The following is a 21,259-nucleotide window of genomic DNA, read 5'->3' as shown; positions in this document are numbered from 1 at the left end:
ACCAGTTGCAGCATGTCGGCGTCGGTGACGCCGCGGTGGGTCAGTATCTGGCGATACTGCCCACCCTACGGCTCTCCGGCCTTACTGCTGGTTGGCGGCTTGGGCTGCCTTGATCAGGTCGGCACCGATTTCGCCTTCGAACTTGCTCCACACCGGCTGCATGGCTTCGCGCCACTGGTTACGCTGCTCCGGAGTCAGAGTCAGGATTTCGGTGCTGCCTGCATCGACGATGCGCTGCTTGTCGCCTTCGTTGAGGGCGTCAGCCTGCTTGTTCACCTCGACGGTGACCTCGTCGATGATTTTGTTCAGCTCGTCGCGTACGTCAGCCGGCAGACCGTCCCAGAACTTGGTGTTGGTGATCAGCATGTAGTCCAGCAGGCCATGGTTGGACTCGGTGATGTACTTCTGCACTTCGTGCATCTTCTGGCTGTAGATGTTCGAGTAGGGGTTCTCGGCACCGTTGACCACGCCAGTCTGCAGGCCCTGGTAAACCTCGGCGAAGCTCATCTTGCGCGGGTTGGCGCGCACGGCCTTGAACTGCTCTTCCAGTACGGCGGAAGCCTGTACGCGGAATTTCAGGCCGCGGGCGTCTTTCGGCTCCAGCAGCGCCTTGTTGGCCGACAGCTGCTTCAGGCCGTTGTGCCAGTAGGCCAGGCCGGTGATGCCCTTGTCGGTCATGGAGGTCAGCAGCTTCTGGCCTTCAGCGCTCTTCTGGAAGCGGTCGACTGCAGCCATGTCGTCGAACAGGAACGGCAGATCGAATACCTGCAGCTGCTTGGTGTAATGCTCGAACTTGGCCAGGGACGGGGCGATCATCTGGACGTCGCCGAGCAGCAGCGCTTCCATTTCCTTGCCATCGCCGAACAGCGAGGAGTTCGGATAGACCTCGACCTTGACCTTGTCGCCCAGGCGCTCTTCTGCCAGTTGCTTGAACAGCACGGCACCCTGACCTTTCGGGGTGTGCTCGGCAACCACGTGGGAGAACTTGATGACGATCGGGTCGGCAGCGTGAACCACGCCAGCGATGGACAGGGACAGGGCGCAAGCCAGCGCCTTGGCAGTCAGTTTGAACATGCGGATGCTTCCTCTTGTTGTGTTTATCGCATTTGCGCCGGGGCGCTGCTGGCGAACGGACAAGAGCAAGTCTAGGCGGCTTGGGGAAAAACGCCGTTGGCATCAGCGAGGCCTGGACTTGTACTTGTGGGTTCGCTTGAGGTTAGCCTAGAGCAACCCTTGTGCCAGTCTGCTATGCGCCAACCTTGCGTGCCGTGCAAAGGCCCATGGCAGTGGGTTTTGATGGCTTTTTGCCGAGCATCGGGCGGGCGTATGAACCCGCCAGCGACAGATCGGCAGGGAGGGAACTGGCGGTTTGCCGCCAGTCAGTCGAAGTCCTCTGGCGAGCTTCCGCCAGCGCCTGAGAAATTCAACCCATGTTTGCGCAGTTTGTCGTGCAGGGTCTTGCGCGGCACGCCCAGAGCTTCGGCCAGGCTGCGCAGCGAACCGTGCGGGCGACTCAGCTCTGCGGCGATCAAGGCGCGTTCGAAGGCTTCGACTTGTTCGCTGAGCCCGCCGTTGACCGGCGGCAGATTTGGCGCGTTGCTGTCGAGCGCCAGCTCCAGGCCCAGGGCGAAGCGTTCGGCGGCGTTTTGCAACTCACGCACGTTGCCTGGCCACGGATGACGCAGCAGCAAGGCGCGCTGTCCCGGCTGGAGCTCTCGCGGCGCCAAGGCGTGGCGGGCGGCCGCCCCATCGGCGAAGTGCTGGAAAAGCAGCAGGGCGTCCTCGCCGCGCTCGCGCAGCGGTGGGATGGACAACGGTGCGACGTTGAGGCGGTAGTAAAGGTCGGCGCGGAAACGCCCGGCATCGGCGGCCTGACGCAGATCTTCCTTGGTCGCGGCGATCACGCGGATATCCAGTGGGATCAGCTGATTACCACCGAGGCGCTCGACTACGCGCTCCTGCAGCAGGCGCAGCAGCTTGACCTGCACATCCATGCTCATGCTCTCGATCTCGTCGAGGAACAGGGTGCCACCGTTGGCGAACTCGAACTTGCCGATGCGCCGCTTCTGCGCGCCGGTGAAGGCGCCGGCCTCATGACCGAACAGCTCGCTTTCCACCACCGACTCGGCCAGTGCACCGGCGTTGATGGCGACGAAGGGGCCTTCGCGGCGGTTGGACAGGTCGTGCAGAGCGCGTGCGACCACCTCTTTGCCGGCTCCGGTCTCGCCGAGAATCAGTACGTCGGTGGCGATGCTGGCAAGTGCACCGATCTGCTCGCGCAGGCGCTGCATGGCCGGCGATTGGCCAACCAGGCGGCTGGACAGTTGCTGGCGGTCATTGAGCGCCATGCGCAGGCTGCGGTTGTCCAGCACCAGGCGGCGCAGCTCCAGCGCACGGCGTACGCTGTCGAGCAGGTCATCGTTGGCGAAAGGTTTTTCCAGGAAGTCGTAGGCGCCAGCGCGCATCGCCTGCACGGCCAGCGGCACGTCACCATGGCCGGTGATCAGCAGCACGGGCAGCTCGGCATCACGCTCGCGCAATTGCTGCAGCAGTTGCAGGCCATCGATGCCGGGCATGCGGATATCGCTGACTACCACGCCTGGCCAGCCAGCGGGAATGCGCGCGGCGAGGCCCTGCGCATCGCCCAGGCTGATGACCTTGAGCCCGGCCAGGTCGAGCGTCTGGCTGAGTGCCTGGCGCAGATGGGCGTCGTCGTCGACCAGCAGTACCTGAATGCGGCTGTCGATGGCGCTGTCGCTGGTCATGGCGAGGGGTCCTCTGAAGGTTGCAGGTTGACGCCGGGGCTGGCCAGGCGCAGGCGCAGGGTGATCAGTGCACCGCCGGCCGGATGATTGGCCAGCAGCAGTTCGCCGTCCAGCGCACGCACCAGACTATCGCAGATGGCCAGGCCCAGCCCCAGGCCCTGGGCGCTGGTCTTGGTGGTGAAGAAGGGCTCGCGCGCGCGCGCCAGTGATTCGGGCGAGAAGCCTGGGCCATTGTCACGCAGCAGCAGGTGGAGGTGCTCGGCTTGAGGCTCGATGCTGATCCAGATGCGCCTAGGAGGGGCTTTATCGATCAGCGCATCGAGCGCATTGCCGAGCAGATTACCGAGCACCTGGCGCAGGCGCGTCTCGCCGGCCTGGACCCAGAGCGTGGCGTCCGGCAGGTCGCGGATCAGCTCTACATCCATCGCCCGGCGGCGTTTGGCCAGTAGCGCCAGGGCATCGTCCAGCGCTGGTTGCAGGGCAACCCGCTCCGGCGCGTGGCGGTCGCGGCGGGCAAAGGAGCGCAAATGGGTGATGATCGAAGCCATGCGCTCGGTCAGCTCGCTGATCAGCTTGAGGTTGGCGCGAGCATCGTCGCTACGCTGATGGTCAAGCAGGGTGCTGGCGTTCTCCGCGTAGCTGCGGATCGCCCCGAGCGGCTGGTTGAGTTCGTGACTGATGCTGGCGCTCATGGTGCCGAGCGCCGACAGTTTACCGGCCTGGACCAGCTCGTCCTGAGCGCGCACCAGCTCCTGCTGAGCCTGTTCACGCTCGAGCACTTCCTGCTTGAGGCGGCTGTTGAGCAGTTCCAGATCATGCGTTCGTTCTGCGACGCGCTGCTCCAGTTCGGCCTTGGCGCGAGCGTCGAGGGCGATGCGTTCGAGGTAGTGACGGCGGCGCAGGATCATCAGGCCGAGCAGCAGCAGCAGGGCCAGCAGGGCAGCCGCTCCTACGGCCACGGCGCTGCGCACGGGGCGATCGAGCAGGATGCGTGGGGCGAGAATACTTACCGTCCAGCCGGTTTCTTCCAGGGCTCGGCTTTGCGTCAACCAGGCATTGGGATCAAGGTCGAGTGCGGGCGGTGCCTGGGTCGGGTAGGGTTGGTTGGCGGCGATGGCCGACTGCTCGACGCGGTCCAGCGGACGGCTGGAGTGGAAGCGCCAATCCGGGCGCGAGGTAAGAATGACCACGCCGTTGGTGTCGGTCACCAGCAACTGTTCCGGCGTGTTACCCCAGAGGGTCTCGGTGTGGTCGAGGTCGACCTTGACCACCAGTGCGCCGATGTTGTGCTCGTCCTCGCGCACCGGGTAGGCGAAGTAGTAACCGCGCTTTCCAGACGTTGTACCCAGGCCGAAGAAGCGCCCCAGGCGCCCGGCCAATGCTTCGCGGAAATACGGACGGAAGGCGAAGTTGCCGGCGACGAAGCTGTCGGGTTTGTCCCAGTTGGAGGCGGCCAGGGTGACGCCGCGCGGGTTCATCAGGTAGATCACGTCGGCGCCGGTCTGGCTCTTCACGCGGGCCAGCAAGCGGTTGGCGTTGTCCAGCGCGCCGGGGTCTTCAGGGGCATGCAGGGCGGCGCGCAGGCCTGGCAGATCGCCGAGAATCTGCGGCAGCACTTCGTAGCGGCGCAGCGTGCCGAGCAGGTTGGCCACATACAGATCGAGGGTTTGCCGATTTTGTTCGATCAGCACTTCGCGGTAGTAGCGCTCGGCCAGGAAGTGGACCGGCCACAGCAGTGGCGCAAGCAGCAGCGCCAACAGCACGAGGCTGCGCCAGCGCAGGCGACGGGGAGTGGCAGTGTTCGTGCTCATGGCAAACCGTGCAGAAATGATCGGCGCATTATGCACGTTAAGCGCGCGGCCGGTGATGGGCACTGGCCGCGCGGATGAAACGCAGGGGCTCAGTTCATGCGTTGCAGGCAGGCGTCCAGGGCGGTGTGCCAGTCCGGTAGGCGAACCTGCCAATCCTGCTCCAGGCGGTTGCCATCCAGGCGTGAGTTGAGTGGGCGCTGCGCCGGCGTCGGGTACTCGCCGCTGGGGATAGGACGCAGCCTGGCGCAGGGCTTGCCGGCTGCACGCAGGCGCTCGGCGATGGCACTGGCGAAGCCGAACCAGCTGGTCTCGCCTTGGCAGGTCAGGTGGTAGGTGCCCCAGTGATGACGCCCCTGCTGCCACTTGTCGATCAGCTCTGCGGTAGCGCTGGCGATACTGCCAGCCCAGGTCGGTGCGCCGATCTGGTCGTCGACCACGCTGAGCTCGTCGCGCTCCTGCAGCAGGCGCTGCATGGTCAGCAAGAAGTTACGCCCGTGCTGTGAGTAGACCCAGCTGGTGCGCAGGATCAGGTGATCGCAGCCGCTGATGCGCAGCGCCTGTTCACCGGCCGCCTTGCTGGCGCCATAGACGCCCAACGGATGTGGCGTATCGGCTTCACGGTAAGGCCTGGCCTTGCTGCCATCGAAGACGTAGTCGGTGGAGTAGTGAATCAGCGGAATGTCCAGTTCGAAGCAGGCATCGGCGATGGCACGTGGCGCCTCGGCATTGATGGCGAAGGCCAGCTCGCGCTCCTGTTCGGCCTGGTCGACGGCGGTGTACGCGGCGGCATTGATCACCAGCGCGGGACGCTCGCGCAGCATGGTTTCGCGCAGGTTGTCCGGGCGCGACAGGTCGAATGCCTGCCGGCCGAGGCTGATCAGTTCGTGCTCGCGCAAGGCCAGTTGCAGTTCACGGGCGACCTGGCCGGTGTGGCCGCTGATAAGAATCTTCATGCGAAGGTCTCGGCTTCGGTCAGGCTCATACCCTGCTGGTCCTTGGCCGAGAGTTGCAGCGTCAGACCGTCGAGCGGCCAGTCGATGGCCAGTTGTGGATCATCCCAGCGGATGCAGCGCTCGTGGGCCGGGGCATAGTAGTCGGTGGTCTTGTAGAGGAACTCGGCGTATTCGCTGAGCACTAGGAAGCCATGCGCGAAGCCTTCCGGCACCCACAGCTGGCGCTTGTTCTCGGCGGACAGATGCACGCCGACCCACTTGCCGAAATTCGCCGAGCTGCGGCGTACGTCGACCGCGACGTCATAGACCTCGCCGGCACTGACACGCACCAGCTTGCCCTGGGCCTGCTGCAGTTGATAGTGCAGGCCGCGCAGCACGCCGCGGGCGGAGCGCGAATGGTTGTCCTGGACGAATTCGCGGGTTACCCCGGTGGCTTCGGCAAAGCGCCGTGCGTTGAAGCTCTCGTAGAAGAAGCCACGCTCGTCACCGAATACCTGGGGTTCGAGAATCAGCACTTCCGGCAGTGCGGTTGCGATCACTTTCACAGCGACTCCTCCGCCAGTTTGTACAGGTACTGGCCGTAGCCGGTCTTGCCCAGCGCCTTGGCGCACGCGAGCAGTTGGTCGCGGTCGATCCAGCCCTGCTGATAGGCGATCTCTTCGAGGCAGGCGACCTTCAGGCCCTGGCGCTTTTCCACTGTCTGCACGTAGTGCGAGGCATCGAGCAGGCTGTCGTGGGTGCCGGTGTCGAGCCAGGCGAAGCCACGGCCGAAACGCTCCACGCGCAGGTCGCCGCGGGCCAGATAGGCGTTGTTGACGTCAGTGATTTCCAGCTCACCGCGTGGCGAGGGTTTCACCGCCTTTGCGATCTGCACCACGTCGTTGTCGTAGAAATACAGGCCGGTCACGGCGAAGCTGGACTTGGGTTTTGCCGGCTTTTCCTCAATCGACAGCGCATTGCCGGCGGCGTCGAACTCGACCACGCCGAAACGCTCCGGGTCGCTGACCCAGTAGCCGAAGACTGTGGCACCGCTATTGTGGGTGGCTGCGCGCAGCAGTTTCTCGGTGAAATGCTGACCGTGGAAAATGTTGTCGCCGAGGATCAGGCACACCGAGTCGTCGCCAATGAACGACTCGCCGATCAGGAAGGCCTGGGCCAGACCATCAGGAGAGGGTTGCTCGGCATATTGCAGTTCGATGCCAAACTGGCTGCCGTCGCCCAGCATCTTCTGGAAGTTGGGCAAATCCTCGGGGGTGGAGATGATCAGAATCTCGCGAATGCCGGCCAGCATCAGCACCGACAACGGGTAGTAGATCATCGGCTTGTCATAGATCGGCAGCAGCTGCTTGGACACACCGAGGGTGATGGGGTGCAAGCGAGTGCCAGAACCGCCGGCGAGGATGATGCCTTTCATTGTTCCTGCTCCTTAGAGTGCGCCGAGTCGCTGGCCCTGATAGCTGCCATCCTGCACGCGGCGGCACCAGTCGAGATTGTCCAGGTACCACTGCACCGTCTTGCGCAGGCCGGTTTCGAAGGTTTCCTGCGGTACCCAGCCCAGCTCGCGCTCGATCTTTCCGGCGTCGATGGCGTAGCGCAGATCGTGGCCCGGGCGATCCTGCACATAGGTGATCAGGTCTTCATAGCGCGCGATACCGGTGGGTTTCTGTGGTGCCAGCTCCTCCAGCAATGCGCAGATGGCGAGCACCACGTCGAGATTCTTCTGCTCATTATGGCCGCCGATGTTGTAGGTCTCGCCGACCTGTCCTTCGCTGACCACCTTGAGCAGGGCGCGCGCGTGGTCTTCCACGTACAGCCAGTCGCGTACCTGCTGACCGTTGCCGTACACCGGCAGCGGTTTGCCCGCCAGGGCGTTAAGGATCATCAGTGGAATCAGCTTCTCGGGGAAATGGTAGGGGCCGTAGTTGTTCGAGCAGTTGGTGATCAGCACCGGCAGGCCATAGGTGCGTTGCCAGGCGCGCACCAGATGGTCGGACGCCGCCTTGCTCGCCGAATAAGGCGAGCTGGGCGCGTAGGGGGTAGTTTCGGTGAAGAGATCGTCGACGCCATGCAGGTCGCCATACACCTCGTCGGTGGAAATGTGATGAAAGCGAAAGGCCGCCTTGCGCTCAGCGCTCAGGCCAAGCCAGTAGGCGCGGGTGCTTTCTAGCAGGCCATAGGTGCCGACGATATTGGTCTGGATGAACGCGGCCGGGCCATCGATGGAGCGGTCGACGTGGGACTCGGCGGCCAGGTGCATGATGGCGTCCGGCTGGAACTCGGCCAGTATCGCCGCAACGCATTCGCTGTCGCCAATGTCGCCCTGGACGAAGCGGTAGCGCGGGTTGTCATCAACGGGGGTGAGCGACTCCAGGTTGCCGGCGTAGGTCAGTTTGTCGAGGTTGAGTACCTCATGTTCGGTGTTCTGAATCAGATGACGAATCAGAGCCGAACCGATGAAGCCGGCGCCGCCGGTAACAAGAATGCGCATTTACTGTGTCCTTGGCAATGAGTGACGGCAGGCGAGGCCCTGGATCAATTGAAAGTCGCGGAAGCCGTGGCGCAGCAGGCCACGTAGAGGCTCAATAGCCATAAGCCTGAATGGTTGATGGCGCATTTTGTACATCAACCCGTTTCGGTTGCGCGAGTCTTTTTGGCGGTAGTACGAGCACATGGCGTTCTTCAACAAAGCTGCTTTTTTGCTGGCTTTCTGGCGCCAGAAATTAACTGTGTTATTCATCAGTGCGTATATTGAAATGCCATCATAAAAGTGGTTAAGTCACGGCATAAAACAATTTGACGATATTTTGTCGGAAATTTTTATTTTTTGCATTTTCTGCCTGTTTTTTGACGACACCGGATGTTCATGAGCGAAAATTAAGGTGGGGAGTGACTTTTCATGCTTCTGCAATCAGCCGGTGGTTCCTTGCTGGCGCGTCCTGGGTTCATCGAATATTTCTTGGCGGCCATTCGCCTGGTTCATGGCATTACCGCCATTTTGCCTGGGTTTGCGCTTCTGGTATGGCTATCGGACGAGCCCGTGCTGACACAAAGCTACGCCACGGTACTGCTCTTCTTTGGCGTTCTTACGGTAATGATGTTTCAAGCCCTGGGCGTTTACTCCGAGGAGATATTCAGTAGCCTGTTGCGCTTTCGCATGATGTTCTTTGCCTGGTCTGCGGCGTTCTGTCTGTTGCTCTTCATGCATCAGGCGCTGGCAATGTTCAGCTTCATGGAATGGCATTTCCTCAGCCTCTGGTTTCTGGCCAGCCTCTTCGCGTTCGGCGCCGAGCGTTTGGCGTTGCTCGCTCTCTATCGGTATTGGATGCGTGCCGGACAATTTCTGCAGAGCGCGGTCATCCTCGGGGCGACCGAGAATGGCCTGCGGCTATCGGAATTCATGCAGCGCCATAGCGACATTCGTTCTGGTTTGATCGGTTTTATAGATGACCGTATCGGTCGCTTGCCCGATACGTTGGGTGGTCTACCGTTGTTGGGCGACAGCAATGCCTTGGAGCGCCTGGTGCGGGATGAGCGAGTGACGCAAGTGCTGGTCGCACTGCCTTGGTCAGCCGAGAATCGCATCGGCCAGATCGTGCGCGAATTGCGCAAACTTCCGGTAAACGTTCTGCTGGTGCCGGACATGCTCGCTTTCCGGCATGCGCGCAACCGCATCACCGAGGTGGCCGGGCTGCCGATGTTCAACGTCTCGGAAAGGCCGCTCGACGGATGGTCGCCTTTGATCAAGCGCAGTGAGGACCTGCTTTTGGCGCTGCTGGCTCTGGCTTTCGCTCTACCCCTGATGATCCTGGTCGCGCTGGCGATCAAGCTCGACTCCCCTGGGCCTGTGCTGTTTCGCCAGAAACGTTACGGCTACAACAACAAGCTGATTGAAGTGTTCAAGTTTCGTTCTATGTACTGTGACCGCGCCGACGCCAACGCAGAGCGGCAGGCCACGCGCAATGACGACCGCATCACTCGAGTCGGGCGCGTTATCCGCAAGACCAGCCTGGATGAGTTGCCGCAGCTGTTCAACGTATTGCTCGGCAGCATGTCCATGGTTGGCCCGCGCCCGCATGCCACGGCGACCAAGGCGGCTGGCATCCTTTTTGAAGATGCGGTGAAGGAATACACCGCCCGGCATCGTGTGAAGCCCGGTATTACCGGCTGGGCGCAGATCAATGGCTATCGCGGCGAAACCGATACGCTGGAAAAGATCGAGAAACGTGTCGAGTTTGACCTGCAGTACATCGAGAACTGGTCGGTCTGGTTCGACCTGTACATCCTCTTCCGCACCTTGCCTGCGGTCATCTTCACCCGCGAGGCCTACTGAATGAGCGTCCTGATCCCCTGTATCATTGCCGGTGGTGCCGGCACGCGCCTGTGGCCGGTTTCCCGCGAGGCCATGCCCAAGCCGTTCATGCGCCTGGCCGATGGCCGCAGCCTGTTGCAGAAGACCTTCGAGCGCGTCGCCGGCCTGGATGACGTTGCCCGATTGCTGACGGTGATCAACCGGGATCTTTTGTTTCGCACGCTGGATGACTATCGCGCGCAGAATCGGGGGCGTGTGGGGCTGGACTTTCTCCTCGAACCCACGGGGCGCAATACCGCTCCGGCGATTGCGGCTGCAGCGTTGCACGTCGCGCATCATTACGGCGAGGAGGCCCAGTTACTGGTGTTGCCTGCCGATCATCTGATTCGCGATCAGGCTGCTTTCGTCGCCGCTATCGCACAGGCGCGAGCACTGGCCGAGGCCGGCTGGCTGGTGACTTTCGGTATTCAGCCGGATCATGCCGAGACCGGCTATGGCTATATCCAGCAAGGCGAGAGCCTGGAGGGCGGTTACCGCGTCGCCAGTTTCGTCGAGAAACCCGATATGGCGACGGCCGAGGCCTACCTGGCCGGTGGCCGGCATCTGTGGAACGCTGGCATGTTCTGTTTCCGCGTGGACGTACTGTTGCGCGAGCTGCGCGAGCATGCGCCGCAGGTCGTCGAAGGCGTGGAGAAATGCCTGGCTCTGAGCGTGCCCACGGCAGGCAAGCAGGGCGTGCAGTGCGAGCTGGACGCGGCGAGCTTCGCCGAAGTGACCGACATTTCCATCGACTACGCCCTGATGGAGCGCTCGCCCAAGGTGGCCGTGGTGCCCTGTGACCTGGGTTGGAGCGACATCGGTTCGTGGCAGGCGCTGCGCGAACTCACCGCCGCCGATGCCAACGGCAACCAGATCAATGGCGAGGTGGTGCTGCACAACGTGCAGGGCTGCTATATCGACTCGCCCAAGCGCCTGATTGGCGCCGTGGGCGTGCGTGACCTGGTTGTGGTGGACACGCCCGATGCGCTGCTGATCGCCGATGCCAACAGCACACAGGACGTCAAGTACGTTGCCCAGGAACTGAAGAAGCGAGGCCACGAAGCCTATCGCCTGCATCGCACCGTGACCCGTCCGTGGGGCACCTACACCGTGCTGGAGGAGGGTGCGCGCTTCAAGATCAAGCGCATCATGGTGCGCCCTGGCGAGTCATTGTCACTGCAGATGCATCATCACCGCAGTGAGCACTGGATCGTCGTCAGTGGTATGGCACGGGTGGTCAACAGTGAACGCGACTTTTTGCTGAATACCAATGAGTCGACCTTCATCCCGGCCGGCCACCGCCATCGCCTGGTCAATCCGGGAGTGATCGATCTGGTGATGATCGAGGTGCAGAGCGGCGAGTATCTGGGCGAGGACGACATTGTCCGCTTCAACGATATCTACGGTCGTGCACCCGCGAGCGAGAAAACCAGCTGATGCGTGTGGCCCTGATCATCCCGACCCGCAACGCTGGCGCTCATCTTGATCGCCTGCTGCCGGCGCTCGCCATGCAGACGTTGCAGCCGGACGAGTTCCTGGTGGTCGACAGCGCCTCGCGTGACGATACGGTGGCGCGCTTTCGCGCTGCTGGTGCGCAGGTCGAGGTGATCGAACCGGCGCAGTTCAATCATGGCGGTACCCGCCGTTGGGCGAGCGAGCAGGTCGACGCGGACGCGCTGATCTACCTGACCCAGGACGCGATTCCGGCCGACGCCGGTACCTTCGCCAACATCATCGCCGACCTGCAGGGCGAGGCCGATATCGGGGTTGCCTATGGGCGACAACTGCCGCACCCGGATGCAGGCCTGCTGGGCGCGCAGTCGCGTCGTTTCAACTATCCGCCGCAGAGCCGCACCAAGCGCATGAGTGATGCACCTGAGTTGGGGATCAAAACCTGTTTCAGCTCCGATTCGTTTTCGGCCTACCGGCGTGACGCGCTGGTCGCCGTGGGCGGCTTTCCCGAGGACGTGATCGGCAGCGAAGACGCCTACGTTGCGGCCCGCATGCTGCTCGGCGGTTATGCCGTGCGTTATGCAGCGACCGCCGAGGTGTATCACTCGCACGATTACAGCGTGCTCGAGGAGTTTCGTCGTTACTTCGATATCGGTGTTTTTTACGGACGTGAGCGCTGGATCAGGCAGGCGTTCGGTTCGGCCGGTGGCGAAGGCATGCGTTATGTGAAGGCCGAGATGGCAGCGCTGCGCGCGGCCGGCTGTCTCTACCGTTTGCCTGAAGTCTTTCTGCGCAGTGCGATGAAGCTGACTGGTTACCGTCTTGGTCAGGTGGAAATGTCTTTGCCATCAACCCTCAAGCGTCGCGTCAGTATGTTTTCCGGGTACTGGCGTTAGCCCCTACTTTGCTACAGGAAGTTCGATAAATGAAACATGTGATCTTGTTGTTATCCGTCGTGATGCTGGGGGCATGCACCACACCTGCGAGGGTTATGCTGCCTGATACGGACACCATAGAGGCCGGGCAGCAGGCGCTCGATCAGCTTGCCCTGGTGCCACCACCGCAAGAGCGTGTGCGGGTGGGCGATACGTTACGCATCGTCCGCGATGCCGGTGAGATGCCGACGTTATCTGCCTTCAATGTCAGCACCATCTACGAGCTGACGCTGTTCACCGTACTCAATGACGGTTCAATCTATTACCCGTTCATCGGCAACGTGCAGGCGGCGCGTCGCACGCCCGGCGAAATCGCCGAATCCCTCACCGAGCGGCTTAAGGAGGTCTACCGCCAGCCCAAGGTAACGGTGAACATCAACAACGCGCCGGGCAATACCGTTTTCGTCGGTGGTGCGGTGCGCAATCCCTCTGCCGTGCCGATTCCGGCGGCCAACAACATCCAGCAGGCCATCATCGGGGCCGGTGGCGTGCTTCCCACGGCGGACAGCCGCAAGGTCGCCTTGCTGCGAGAGGATTCCGAGGGGGCCTATCACGCCTATTTCCTCGACTACAGCCAACTGCTCGTCACCGGAGAGCACGGGCGCAAGACAGTCGGGCTGCAGCGCGGCGATATCGTCTTCGTGCCCAAGTCGGCGGTCGGCGAGCGAATCGAGGGCGTGGACGTCTATCTGAACCAGCTCATTCCTTTTACCAAGTCGATGGGAATCGGCGCCAGTTACACAATCAATCGCTGAGGAGCGACACACTCATGATCGAAATTCGTTCCTTTCGCGACCTGCTGCGTCTGCTGTTTATATTCTTGCGAGAATTTAAGTGGGCGATGGGGATAACCCTGGTTGTGATCCTGCTGGGCGCATTCCTGCTGCCCGCCAAATACGAGTCCAATGCGCGATTGCTGGTGAAGCCGGGGCGTGATGCTGCCTTACCGCTGGAAATCAGCGATCGCCAGGCTATGGTGATGCCCATCAGCCAGCGTGATCCGATTGTCGACGAAGAGCGCATGCTCACCGGCCGGCCGATCGTCCGCGAGGTGGCTGAGCATTACCTGGAAGTGCTGGCCAACCAGCCGCCTCCGCCGTGGGTATGGAAGCGCATTAAATATGAAGTGAAGAGCGTTGTCGGTGCGGTTATCGATGGGGTGCGCACGGTCTTCGAAACCATCGGCGTGATCGAGGAACAGACCGACGTCGAGCGTCTGGCACGTGCCTTGGAGAAGAACTTCGAGGTCGACCATGCGCTGGGTTCGAGCGTTATGGAGATTCGCTTCACCTGGAACGAGCCGGATGTGGCGCAAGCCATCGTCGAGCACTGGATCGAAATCTATCAGCGCCAGCGTACCGATGCGCTTGGCCGAAAGAGCCTGTTCACGTTCTACGAAGCGCAGAGTGCGGCCAGTGCCCTGCAGATCAAGAGCTACAAAGAACAGTTGCTGCAGAAGATGACCGGGCTCGGCGCCGCCAGCATCACCGACCGTTTGGAGGACCTGTCGGAGCGTATCAACATCCTGCGTGGCGAACGCTTCAATACCCAGCGCCTGATCAGTTCTTCGGACAGCGTTCTGGAAAACACTCGCAATCAACTGAAGGGGCTGCCTCAGGAGGTCGTAACGGTTCGTCAGATCGCCCTGAACCCGGCCCAGCAGGACCTGCGTCGTCTGCTCAATCAGAAGCGTCTCGAGCGCGTCGATATGCTGCGCACCTATATGACCACCGCCGAGCCCGTGCGGGCGCTCGACGAGTCGATCGCCTCGCTGGAGAAGCAGGTGGCCGATGAGGGGGATACGGTGCAGAGCTCCGAGGACCGTGCCCCTAATACGCTGTCCATTCACCTGCAGCGTGTTCTGCTCGACGAAACCAGCAATAACAAGGCATTGCGCGCTCAGCTCGCGGCTCAGGAATCTCAACTGCATGAACTCGAGGCGCAGCGCAACGAGGCGATGCGCGAGGAGCCTGAAGTGGCTCGCCTGCAGCGTGAGCTGGATGCGGCAGAGAAGAACTATGTGCTCTATACCGACAGCCTGGAGAAGTCCCGGATTGATCGCGAACTGGACAACAGTCAGATCAGCAACATCGCAGTCATCGAGGCCGCGACGCTAAACCCTGCCCGGGTCTTCCCCAAGACGCTGGTGATGCTGCTGCTGGCTTTGCCATTCTCGGCGCTGGTGGGCTTGCTGGTGGTCTATGTGTGCTACTTGCTGGATCAGCGCATCCATGATGGCGGCCTAGTGGAGTCGCGCTTTGGCCTGCCCCTGTGGACGACGCTTCCCGAGCGGAACAATTCCAGTGCCCAGACTAGCAATGCCTTCGCTGCCAGTGTCTACCGGCTGTATGGTTTCATGCCGCTCAAGCGCATCGCCAGCGATGGTTTGATGCTTGGCCTGACCTCGGCACGTCATGGCGAAGGGGTCGGCTTCGTCATCGAGCAGATGCGTCAGTTGCTTGAAGAGAATGGCCTTAATGTACGCGTAGGCGGCGCAGAGCCGGCCCAACCCGGCGAGGTCGTGCTGCTCGATGCGTCTGCTCTGCTCGACAGCCGCGAGGCGTTTGTCACGCTGCGCCGCGCGGACATGATCGCGCTGGTGGTAGAGGCACGACAAAGCTCCATTCCAGTGGTCCAGCACGTGCTGTCGATTCTCACCACCGCGTTCGGCAAGGTGGACGGCATCATCATCAACCGTCGTTGCTTCGAGGTGCCGGGCAAGGTTCTGAAAGTGATCGATCGTTTCCGAGGCGCGTTCTGATGCGCATTGCCCTGCTGGCGCCGTTGCCCCCCGAGAAGAACGGCATTGCCGATTACGCGGGGCATTTCAAGGCGGCGCTGGAAGCCGACGGGGTCGAAGTACTGACCCCGCTGGCCGGGTGTGGCGCAGAGCCGGAGGCCGTCAATGCCCGGGTGTCATCGTTCGATTGGAGCGGCGTCGACCTGGTTCATGGCGAGCTTGGCGGTGGGCGTCTGCGTGAGTTCCATGCGCTGGAGCTGCTGCGCATGCGTTATCCCGCGCTGCCGTTGACGGCGACCATCCACGATCCCGAGCGCCTGGTATGGCGCCCGGCGAAGTTGCCGCGCGTCCTGGCCTGGACGGAACGTTTTCCGGGCCTGCTGCAGCAGGCGGCGGTGGTGCTGAATGACCCGTTCACGTTGCGTCAGGAGCGCAAGCTGGCGCACGGCATGAATCGCCTGTTCACCCTGACAGGGCTCGGCGCATCCTGCCTGCGCCAGCGCATGGGGCTTGCCGACGGGCGGGTCGCCGTGGTCCCGCACGGCAATCTCGACATAGCGCCGGCTGCCCTGCCGGAGCTGGGAGTGATACGTCTGCTGTATTTCGGCTTCATCTACCGGGGCAAGGGCATCGAGGATCTTCTGCAGGCCCTGGCCAGGGTTCTGCAGGCCGACGAGTCGCTGCACGGACGCCTGCGCCTCACGCTCGCTGGCGGTACCGCAGCCGAGATGGCATTTGGCGGGCGTAACGACTACCTCGACGAGCTTCGCGAGTTGATCGGTCGCCTTCAACTGCAGGACAGCATCGACTGGCGCCTGGACCTGCCGCGCGAGGAAATCGCCCAAGTCATTCAGCAGCACCATGTCATGGTGCTGCCGTACCGGGAGTCGCAGAAGCTGCGCATCCTGGGTGAGCAACGTGGCACCAGTGGTGCACTTTCCTGGGCTGCGGCCTGCGGTCGTGGAGCGATTACCTCGGACGCCAGGGCATTTGCCGAAGAGGTCAGTAGCGGAAACGGCATGACCTATGCTCAGGGAAATGTCGAGGCGCTCGCGCAGGCGTTGCAGGGTATCGCTCGTCAGCCACAACTGGCTGCGGCCTGGGCGGACCGGGCAAGCTCGATCGGGCGTGAGCGCCGGTGGAGCAATATTGGGCGGCGTTTTCACGAGCACTTCGACGAACTGTGCAGACAGGAGCCGATGCCATGAGAAAGATAGCCGCCGCCTTGATGATCGTTCTGCTTGGAAGCCTGCTGATGTGGGGGATGCGGGTGGATGCCCAGATGCACGCGCTCAAGGCGCCGCGTGAGGTGGTCTGGAAGGATTTCCTGGGCGTCAATGCACAGTTCCTGTGGTTCAGCCCGGAGCGGTACAACCAGCAGATGGAGCGTCTGAAGGCGCTTGGTTTGCAGTGGGTGCGCCTGGATCTGCACTGGGACCAGATCGAACTGGCTGAGGACCAATACAACGTCGCGGCCCTGGATGTGCTGGTACGTGATCTGGAGCGCCAGCAGCTCAAGTCCGTTTTCTATCTGGTGGGCTCGGCCCGCTTCATCACCACGGCCCCGCCGGAGTCTCCGTACCAGGATCAGTATCCGCCGCGCGACCCGGAGGTTTTCGCCCAGCGCATGGCGCTGCTGGCCATGCGTTACCCCAGTGTCGATGCCTGGCAGGTCTGGAACGAACCGAATCTGATCGGTTTCTGGCGCCCCGAGGCAGATGCGGCTGGCTACGCCCGCCTGCTCGAAGCCAGCACCCGGGCTCTGCGCAGCGTCGCCCCCGACAAACCGGTGGTGGGCGCCGGGCTGGCATTCTTCAGCGATCTGCCCGGTGGCGCGAGCATGTTCGAGCAGCTCGGCCAACTGGGTGTGCAGCGGCTGAACACCATCGTTGCCTATCACCCCTACACCCAGCTGCCGGAAGGCAACATGCGCGGCAGCAACGATTTCGCCCTGCGCACACGCGAGCTCAACGATGTGTTGCGCCGCTCCGGTGTACCCGCCATCTGGGCGACGGAGTGGGGCTGGTCCAGCTATTCGGGGCCCAAGGAGGCCCAGGACATCATCGGCCGAAACGGCCAGGCCGATTACGTTCTGCGGCGTCTGGCCTTGATGAGTACGCAGGATTTCGACCGGGTGTTTCTCTTCACCCTCAATGACCTCGACACCCGCGCAACCGTCAGGGACCGTGACTATGGGTTGCTTGATCTTGAAGGCAATCCCAAGCCCGTCTACCTGGCGCTGCAACGGTTCCTGAAAATCACCGGGCCGCGCCTGGTACCCGCCGAGCCTCCGCAGATCGCAAAGAAGATCGACGGGCTCTACAACATCGCCTGGAAGGACGAGAAGGGACGCAACCTGCTGATGTTCTGGGCGGAGAAGGGCGCTGAGCTTGAGCTTCCGGGAGTCACTCGCGCCGTTCTCCACGATCCGCTCACGGGGCGCGAAACGGCGCTCGGCAATGGCAGCTGGGTGAAGGTGAAGACCAAACCGTCGCTGCAGATACTGACCTGGGACTGAACCTAGATGCGTTTATTGTGGGTTCTCCCTTATTCGCCCTGGCCCACCACCAGCGGTGGCAAGACCCGCCAGTACAACCTGCTGCGCAGTCTGGCCGAACGTGGGCACCGCATCACGTTGCTGGTGCAGAGCAAGGAACCACTGAGCGCCGACGACCGGGCGATGCTCGAGCCTTTGCTCGAGCAACTGATCGTCGTGCCGCGCCGCCCGCTGCGCAGCTTCGCAAGCCTGTTCGTGGCGCTGTTCGCGCCAGCCCCTCTGCTGGCTGGCGTGAATGGCTATGCCCCACGCATGCAGGCCGCGTTCGTCGAGTTGCTGCAGCAACGATGGGATGTCGTGCAGGTGGAGCACAGCTATACCATCGAGCCGTTGCGAAAGCCGCTCCGTGAACACCGGCAGCCGTTCGTACTGACCGAGCACAATGTCGAGTCATCGCTGGGGGCGGCCACCTATTCCCGCTTTCCGAGCTGGGCGCGGCCTTTCGTCTGGTTCGACCAGTGGCGTTACCGGCGCTGGGAGCGCCAGGTGCTCAGGCAGGCGGCACGTGTGGTCGCCGTGACCGAAGCGGATGCGGCCGTGATGCAGCGTCTGGCGGGGCAACCGGTGGCCGTGGTGGTGAATGGCGTGGACTGCGCTCAGTTCGCTGGCGCAACGCCCGACAATGCTTGCCAGAGGGTCCTGTTTCTCGGCAATTACGAGTACTCGCCGAACGTCGATGCCGTGCGGTGGGCGCTGGACGAGATCATGCCGCTGCTGTGGCAACGCAACCCGCGTGCCGTCATCAGCATCTGCGGGCATGCGCTGCCGGCCCAATGGCCTGAGCGCTGGCCTGACAAGCGAATCGAGTGGCAGGGGTTCGTCCGCGATCTCCCGGCGCTGCAGTCGCAGTCGTCGGTGTTTCTTGCCCCGTTGCGCCATGGCGGTGGCTCGAAGCTCAAAGTGCTGGAGGCCCTTGCCGCCGGCCTGCCGCTGGTGAGTACCGCGCAGGGGGTTTCCGGCCTGGCGCTGGAGCCGGGGCGCGACTATCTGGCTGGCGAGACGGCGCAGCAACTGGCCGTGGCGTTGTCCGAGGTGCTGGACCAGCCGGCGGATGCCGCGCGACTCGGCCAGGCCGGGCGCGAGTATGTCCGTGTCCATCACGACTGGGCGGTCGCTGCCAGCCAGTTGCAGGCCATCTACCAAGACCTGGCGCGCCAGCCGGTGTCGGAGGCGTCATGCGCATAGGCCTCGACTATCGGATGGTGGCGTCTGCGCCGATGTCGGGCATCAGTCGTCAGGTGCTGGCGATGGAGCGCGTGCTGCGCGAACTTCCCGATGTAACCCTCACCCGCTATGCCGTTGCGCCGTCAGGGGCCGAGCTGCGCCAGCAGGTTTGCTGTCCGCCCTGGGATTGCGCCTCGGCTTCGATGCACCAGCCTCACAACCGGCTGCGCTTCGAGGCCTGTTTTCTGCCGGGCGAACTGCGCAGGCAGGGTATAGATCTGTACATCGCGAACTTCAACATGGGGCTGCCCCTGCCTCCGCGTCCCAAGGGCACGCGTTACGCGCTGTTGCTGCACGATCTGTTTCAGATCACGCTCAAGAATTACCACGCCAACGCTTTCAAGGCTGCGGTCTACCGTGCCTGCGACCGCCTTTCGATCAGCTATGCGGTGCGGGCGGCCGATCAGATCTGGACTCCTTCGCGCTTCACTGCCGACGAGGCGGTGCGGTTGTTTCCTGGCGTAGCCGACAAGGTTCGGGTGCTGCCCAACCTGGTAGAAGGTTTCAGTGGGCAACCTGCGGCGCTTGCCCGGCCATTGCCTTCACGTTACTGGCTGGTGGTGGGCACGCGGGAGTTGCGCAAGAACATCCCATGGTTCGTCGAAGCCTGGGCGCAGGCCAGGCGTGAGTCTGCTGAAACTCCTGATCTGATGATGGTCGGCAGCCTGGACCACTTGCCTCAGGCGCAGCGTGACCTGCCAGGCCTGCATGCCTTGTCGGGACTCGATGATGCGCAGCTTCACGCCGTGTATGCGCGAGCGCAGCGGCTCTGGCAGCCCTCATACGCCGAAGGATTCGGTCTGCCGGTTGTCGAGGCCTTGAGCCTGGGGGTGCCGGTGGCCGTGGCTCGCGGCTCCTCCCTCGAAGAGGTGGCGCCTGCGAACAGCCCGCGTTTCTCGCCCAGTGATGGGCCGGCACTGGTACAGCTCATGCTAGGGCTGTCTGCGGAGCCGGCCGAGGACCCACAACTGTTGCGTCAGTGGGCTGAGCGATTCGGCCCGGCAACCTATCGTAATCGCCTGATTGAATTGATCGCGGAAGTGAGTTCGTAATGCCAGGAAAGCTAATTGCCATCGTCGTTGGCGCCGTATTTGGTGCGCTGCTGCTGTTTCTGTCCCCGGTCAAGGCCGTGGCGGCCGTCTTCGCCGTGGCGGTGGCCCTGAGCGTACTGCGCTTTCCGTTGTGGGGGCTGCTGCTGTTCGCGCTGCTTGCCACCTTCATGCCCTACGCGACGGTCAACCTGGGAATTCGTACCACCGTCAGCGAGGCGCTGCTGGCGCTGACCTGGGGTGCCTTGCTGTGGCAGGCGTTCATTTCCCCGGCCTCCCGGGTCGCGGTCACCGGCACCACCGAGCGCTGGCTCATGGTGCTGATGCTGTTCAGTATCCTGCCCTTCGTGGTGGGGCAGCTCACCACACAAGGCACCGCCAGCGGTCTGTCCAACTGGCTGCGCTGGTTGCTCAACCTTTCCGTCGTGTTCCTCGCTGCCAAGCTGCTGCAGGAGCGCAAAAACCGGGAGTTGCTGGTTGTCTGCCTGTTGCTCGGCACGTTGGCGATGCTGCTCCTGTCGATCGCGGTATTCCTGAGGACCCGCTCGGCTTCCGGCATGCTGCCGGTGCTGACGTTCTTCAGTTACGGCAACCTGGATATGCTCGGCTTCGCCCTGAATGCGCTTTCATCGCGCATGGGCTCGCCCTGGATGCACCCCAATGCCACGGGCGGCATCATGGCGCTGTTGTTGCCCCTGGCGCTGTGTTTTGGCCTTGCCAATGAAGGCTGGCGGCGCTGGCTGGGGCTGTGCGTCGCCTTGCTGGGGGCTGCGGCACTGCTGCTGTGCAGTTCGCGCGGGGCGATGCTGAGCCTGACCGTGGTACTGATCTGGATGGCGGGACGGCGAGTTCCCTATACCGGTCGCCTGTTGATGCTCGGTGCCGTGCTTGTCGTTGCGCTGGTGATGAGTTACCCGCCTCTGCAGGAACGCCTGGCGACGATCTTCTCCTCGGATAACGCCAGTACACAGGAGCGATTCGACGAATACCGGATGTTCCCCAGGGCGGTGCTTGGCTACCCGTTCGGTCTGGGCTTCAAGCTGGAGCCGCCTATCGAAGGCACTGACCTGATCGGCATCTCCAACCTGTGGCTCAACTTCATGTACAAGCTGGGGCTTGGCGGCATGCTGTTGTTCATCGCCGTCACCTGGTGCTGGTGGCGCGAGAGCCGGCCTGAGCAGGGGGCTATCGTGCTGACGCGGGACAATGCGATCTGGCTGGGTAGCCTGGGTGGTGTGCTGGCAGCGCTGATAAGCGGTCTGTTCGACCATTACTTCAGCTTCGCGGTGGTGATGATCGGCGTGTTCTGGTTGCTGGTGGGTATCAATCTGCTGGAGGCCAGGCGGCTGTTCCCTGCTCGCAAGCTCCATCGCGGATTGCAGCGCCAGCGCCTGGGTGTCGTGGTCAACGAGCGAGGCTGAGGGC

The 21,259-nt window shown here is 62.6% G+C and carries 17 protein-coding genes; 10 read left to right on the top strand and 7 right to left on the bottom strand.

Features of this window, described 5'->3' with window-relative positions:
- Window positions 1-81 precede the first annotated feature (81 nt).
- The 7 genes from dctP to rfbB form a co-directional block, all read right to left on the bottom strand.
- Window positions 82-1,074: a C4-dicarboxylate TRAP substrate-binding protein DctP gene (dctP, locus tag AAEQ75_RS07065; RefSeq protein ID WP_343351346.1), complete on the bottom strand. Its 993-nt coding sequence runs from the start codon at window positions 1,072-1,074 to the stop codon at window positions 82-84.
- Window positions 1,075-1,379: 305 nt separating this feature from the next.
- Window positions 1,380-2,765 carry a sigma-54-dependent transcriptional regulator gene (locus AAEQ75_RS07060; RefSeq protein ID WP_143506970.1) on the bottom strand — a complete coding sequence of 462 codons (1,386 nt, stop codon included), beginning with the start codon at window positions 2,763-2,765 and terminating at the stop codon, window positions 1,380-1,382.
- Window positions 2,762-4,576 carry a sensor histidine kinase gene (locus tag AAEQ75_RS07055; RefSeq protein ID WP_343351345.1) on the bottom strand — a complete coding sequence of 605 codons (1,815 nt, stop codon included), beginning with the start codon at window positions 4,574-4,576 and terminating at the stop codon, window positions 2,762-2,764. The genes AAEQ75_RS07060 and AAEQ75_RS07055 overlap by 4 nt, the downstream gene beginning before the upstream one ends.
- An 89-nt stretch (window positions 4,577-4,665) precedes the next feature.
- Window positions 4,666-5,529, bottom strand: a complete 864-nt coding sequence (gene rfbD / locus AAEQ75_RS07050) for a dTDP-4-dehydrorhamnose reductase (RefSeq protein WP_343351344.1) — start codon at window positions 5,527-5,529, stop codon at window positions 4,666-4,668.
- Window positions 5,526-6,074: a dTDP-4-dehydrorhamnose 3,5-epimerase gene (rfbC, locus tag AAEQ75_RS07045; protein ID WP_074680242.1), complete on the bottom strand. Its 549-nt coding sequence runs from the start codon at window positions 6,072-6,074 to the stop codon at window positions 5,526-5,528. Before rfbC ends, rfbD begins: the two co-directional genes overlap by 4 nt.
- The gene (gene rfbA / locus AAEQ75_RS07040) at window positions 6,071-6,943 is read right to left on the bottom strand and encodes a glucose-1-phosphate thymidylyltransferase RfbA (protein WP_343351341.1); all 873 of its coding nucleotides are present in this window, start codon (window positions 6,941-6,943) and stop codon (window positions 6,071-6,073) included. Before rfbA ends, rfbC begins: the two co-directional genes overlap by 4 nt.
- A gap of 12 nt (window positions 6,944-6,955) precedes the next feature.
- On the bottom strand, window positions 6,956-8,017 hold the full coding sequence (rfbB, locus tag AAEQ75_RS07035; protein WP_343351339.1) for a dTDP-glucose 4,6-dehydratase: 1,062 nt from the start codon (window positions 8,015-8,017) through the stop codon (window positions 6,956-6,958).
- A 408-nt stretch (window positions 8,018-8,425) separates the two neighbouring features.
- Here rfbB and AAEQ75_RS07030 point away from each other — a divergent pair, with 408 nt between their 5' ends.
- Genes AAEQ75_RS07030 through AAEQ75_RS06985 form a run of 10 tightly spaced genes read left to right on the top strand, consistent with a single transcriptional unit; the run spans window position 8,426 to window position 21,255 of the window.
- Window positions 8,426-9,859 (top strand): undecaprenyl-phosphate glucose phosphotransferase, encoded by a 1,434-nt coding sequence (locus AAEQ75_RS07030; RefSeq protein WP_279922644.1) that lies wholly within the window; start codon window positions 8,426-8,428, stop codon window positions 9,857-9,859.
- Window positions 9,860-11,314, top strand: a complete 1,455-nt coding sequence (locus AAEQ75_RS07025; RefSeq protein WP_343351338.1) for a mannose-1-phosphate guanylyltransferase/mannose-6-phosphate isomerase — start codon at window positions 9,860-9,862, stop codon at window positions 11,312-11,314.
- Window positions 11,314-12,225: a glycosyltransferase family 2 protein gene (locus tag AAEQ75_RS07020; protein ID WP_279916893.1), complete on the top strand. Its 912-nt coding sequence runs from the start codon at window positions 11,314-11,316 to the stop codon at window positions 12,223-12,225. Before AAEQ75_RS07025 ends, AAEQ75_RS07020 begins: the two co-directional genes overlap by 1 nt.
- A gap of 29 nt (window positions 12,226-12,254) precedes the next feature.
- On the top strand, window positions 12,255-13,019 hold the full coding sequence (locus AAEQ75_RS07015; RefSeq protein WP_003464321.1) for a polysaccharide biosynthesis/export family protein: 765 nt from the start codon (window positions 12,255-12,257) through the stop codon (window positions 13,017-13,019).
- A gap of 14 nt (window positions 13,020-13,033) precedes the next feature.
- Window positions 13,034-15,025, top strand: a complete 1,992-nt coding sequence (locus tag AAEQ75_RS07010; protein ID WP_343351337.1) for a GumC family protein — start codon at window positions 13,034-13,036, stop codon at window positions 15,023-15,025.
- Window positions 15,025-16,212, top strand: coding sequence for a glycosyltransferase (locus tag AAEQ75_RS07005; RefSeq protein ID WP_343351336.1), 1,188 nt, complete (start codon window positions 15,025-15,027; stop codon window positions 16,210-16,212). The genes AAEQ75_RS07010 and AAEQ75_RS07005 overlap by 1 nt, the downstream gene beginning before the upstream one ends.
- On the top strand, window positions 16,209-17,522 hold the full coding sequence (locus tag AAEQ75_RS07000; protein WP_343351335.1) for a GH39 family glycosyl hydrolase: 1,314 nt from the start codon (window positions 16,209-16,211) through the stop codon (window positions 17,520-17,522). The genes AAEQ75_RS07005 and AAEQ75_RS07000 overlap by 4 nt, the downstream gene beginning before the upstream one ends.
- A gap of 6 nt (window positions 17,523-17,528) precedes the next feature.
- Window positions 17,529-18,746, top strand: coding sequence for a glycosyltransferase family 4 protein (locus tag AAEQ75_RS06995; RefSeq protein WP_343351334.1), 1,218 nt, complete (start codon window positions 17,529-17,531; stop codon window positions 18,744-18,746).
- Entirely contained in the window at window positions 18,737-19,837 is a 1,101-nt protein-coding gene (locus AAEQ75_RS06990) for a glycosyltransferase family 4 protein (protein WP_343351333.1), read from the top strand. Before AAEQ75_RS06995 ends, AAEQ75_RS06990 begins: the two co-directional genes overlap by 10 nt.
- A complete protein-coding gene (locus AAEQ75_RS06985) occupies window positions 19,837-21,255 on the top strand; it encodes an O-antigen ligase family protein (RefSeq protein WP_343351331.1) in 1,419 nt (472 codons plus the stop codon). Before AAEQ75_RS06990 ends, AAEQ75_RS06985 begins: the two co-directional genes overlap by 1 nt.
- The last annotated feature ends 4 nt before the right edge of the window (window positions 21,256-21,259 follow it).

The sequence above is a fragment of the Pseudomonas sediminis genome, from assembly GCF_039555755.1.
Classification (GTDB): domain Bacteria; phylum Pseudomonadota; class Gammaproteobacteria; order Pseudomonadales; family Pseudomonadaceae; genus Aquipseudomonas; species Aquipseudomonas mendocina_D.
This window is presented reverse-complemented; position numbering and strand designations above follow the sequence as displayed.

What these genes read in the sequence shown, in the direction of transcription:
- dctP (WP_343351346.1), bottom strand. Translation starts at nt 1,074, where the DNA reads ATGTTCAAACTGACTGCCAAGGCGCTGGCTTGCGCCCTGTCCCTGTCC.
- AAEQ75_RS07060 (WP_143506970.1), bottom strand. Translation starts at nt 2,765, where the DNA reads ATGACCAGCGACAGCGCCATCGACAGCCGCATTCAGGTACTGCTGGTC.
- AAEQ75_RS07055 (WP_343351345.1), bottom strand. Translation starts at nt 4,576, where the DNA reads ATGAGCACGAACACTGCCACTCCCCGTCGCCTGCGCTGGCGCAGCCTC.
- rfbD (WP_343351344.1), bottom strand. Translation starts at nt 5,529, where the DNA reads ATGAAGATTCTTATCAGCGGCCACACCGGCCAGGTCGCCCGTGAACTG.
- rfbA (WP_343351341.1), bottom strand. Translation starts at nt 6,943, where the DNA reads ATGAAAGGCATCATCCTCGCCGGCGGTTCTGGCACTCGCTTGCACCCC.
- rfbB (WP_343351339.1), bottom strand. Translation starts at nt 8,017, where the DNA reads ATGCGCATTCTTGTTACCGGCGGCGCCGGCTTCATCGGTTCGGCTCTG.
- AAEQ75_RS07030 (WP_279922644.1), top strand. Translation starts at nt 8,426, where the DNA reads ATGCTTCTGCAATCAGCCGGTGGTTCCTTGCTGGCGCGTCCTGGGTTC.
- AAEQ75_RS07025 (WP_343351338.1), top strand. Translation starts at nt 9,860, where the DNA reads ATGAGCGTCCTGATCCCCTGTATCATTGCCGGTGGTGCCGGCACGCGC.
- AAEQ75_RS07020 (WP_279916893.1), top strand. Translation starts at nt 11,314, where the DNA reads ATGCGTGTGGCCCTGATCATCCCGACCCGCAACGCTGGCGCTCATCTT.
- AAEQ75_RS07015 (WP_003464321.1), top strand. Translation starts at nt 12,255, where the DNA reads ATGAAACATGTGATCTTGTTGTTATCCGTCGTGATGCTGGGGGCATGC.
- AAEQ75_RS07010 (WP_343351337.1), top strand. Translation starts at nt 13,034, where the DNA reads ATGATCGAAATTCGTTCCTTTCGCGACCTGCTGCGTCTGCTGTTTATA.
- AAEQ75_RS07005 (WP_343351336.1), top strand. Translation starts at nt 15,025, where the DNA reads ATGCGCATTGCCCTGCTGGCGCCGTTGCCCCCCGAGAAGAACGGCATT.
- AAEQ75_RS07000 (WP_343351335.1), top strand. Translation starts at nt 16,209, where the DNA reads ATGAGAAAGATAGCCGCCGCCTTGATGATCGTTCTGCTTGGAAGCCTG.
- AAEQ75_RS06995 (WP_343351334.1), top strand. Translation starts at nt 17,529, where the DNA reads ATGCGTTTATTGTGGGTTCTCCCTTATTCGCCCTGGCCCACCACCAGC.
- AAEQ75_RS06990 (WP_343351333.1), top strand. Translation starts at nt 18,737, where the DNA reads ATGCGCATAGGCCTCGACTATCGGATGGTGGCGTCTGCGCCGATGTCG.
- AAEQ75_RS06985 (WP_343351331.1), top strand. Translation starts at nt 19,837, where the DNA reads ATGCCAGGAAAGCTAATTGCCATCGTCGTTGGCGCCGTATTTGGTGCG.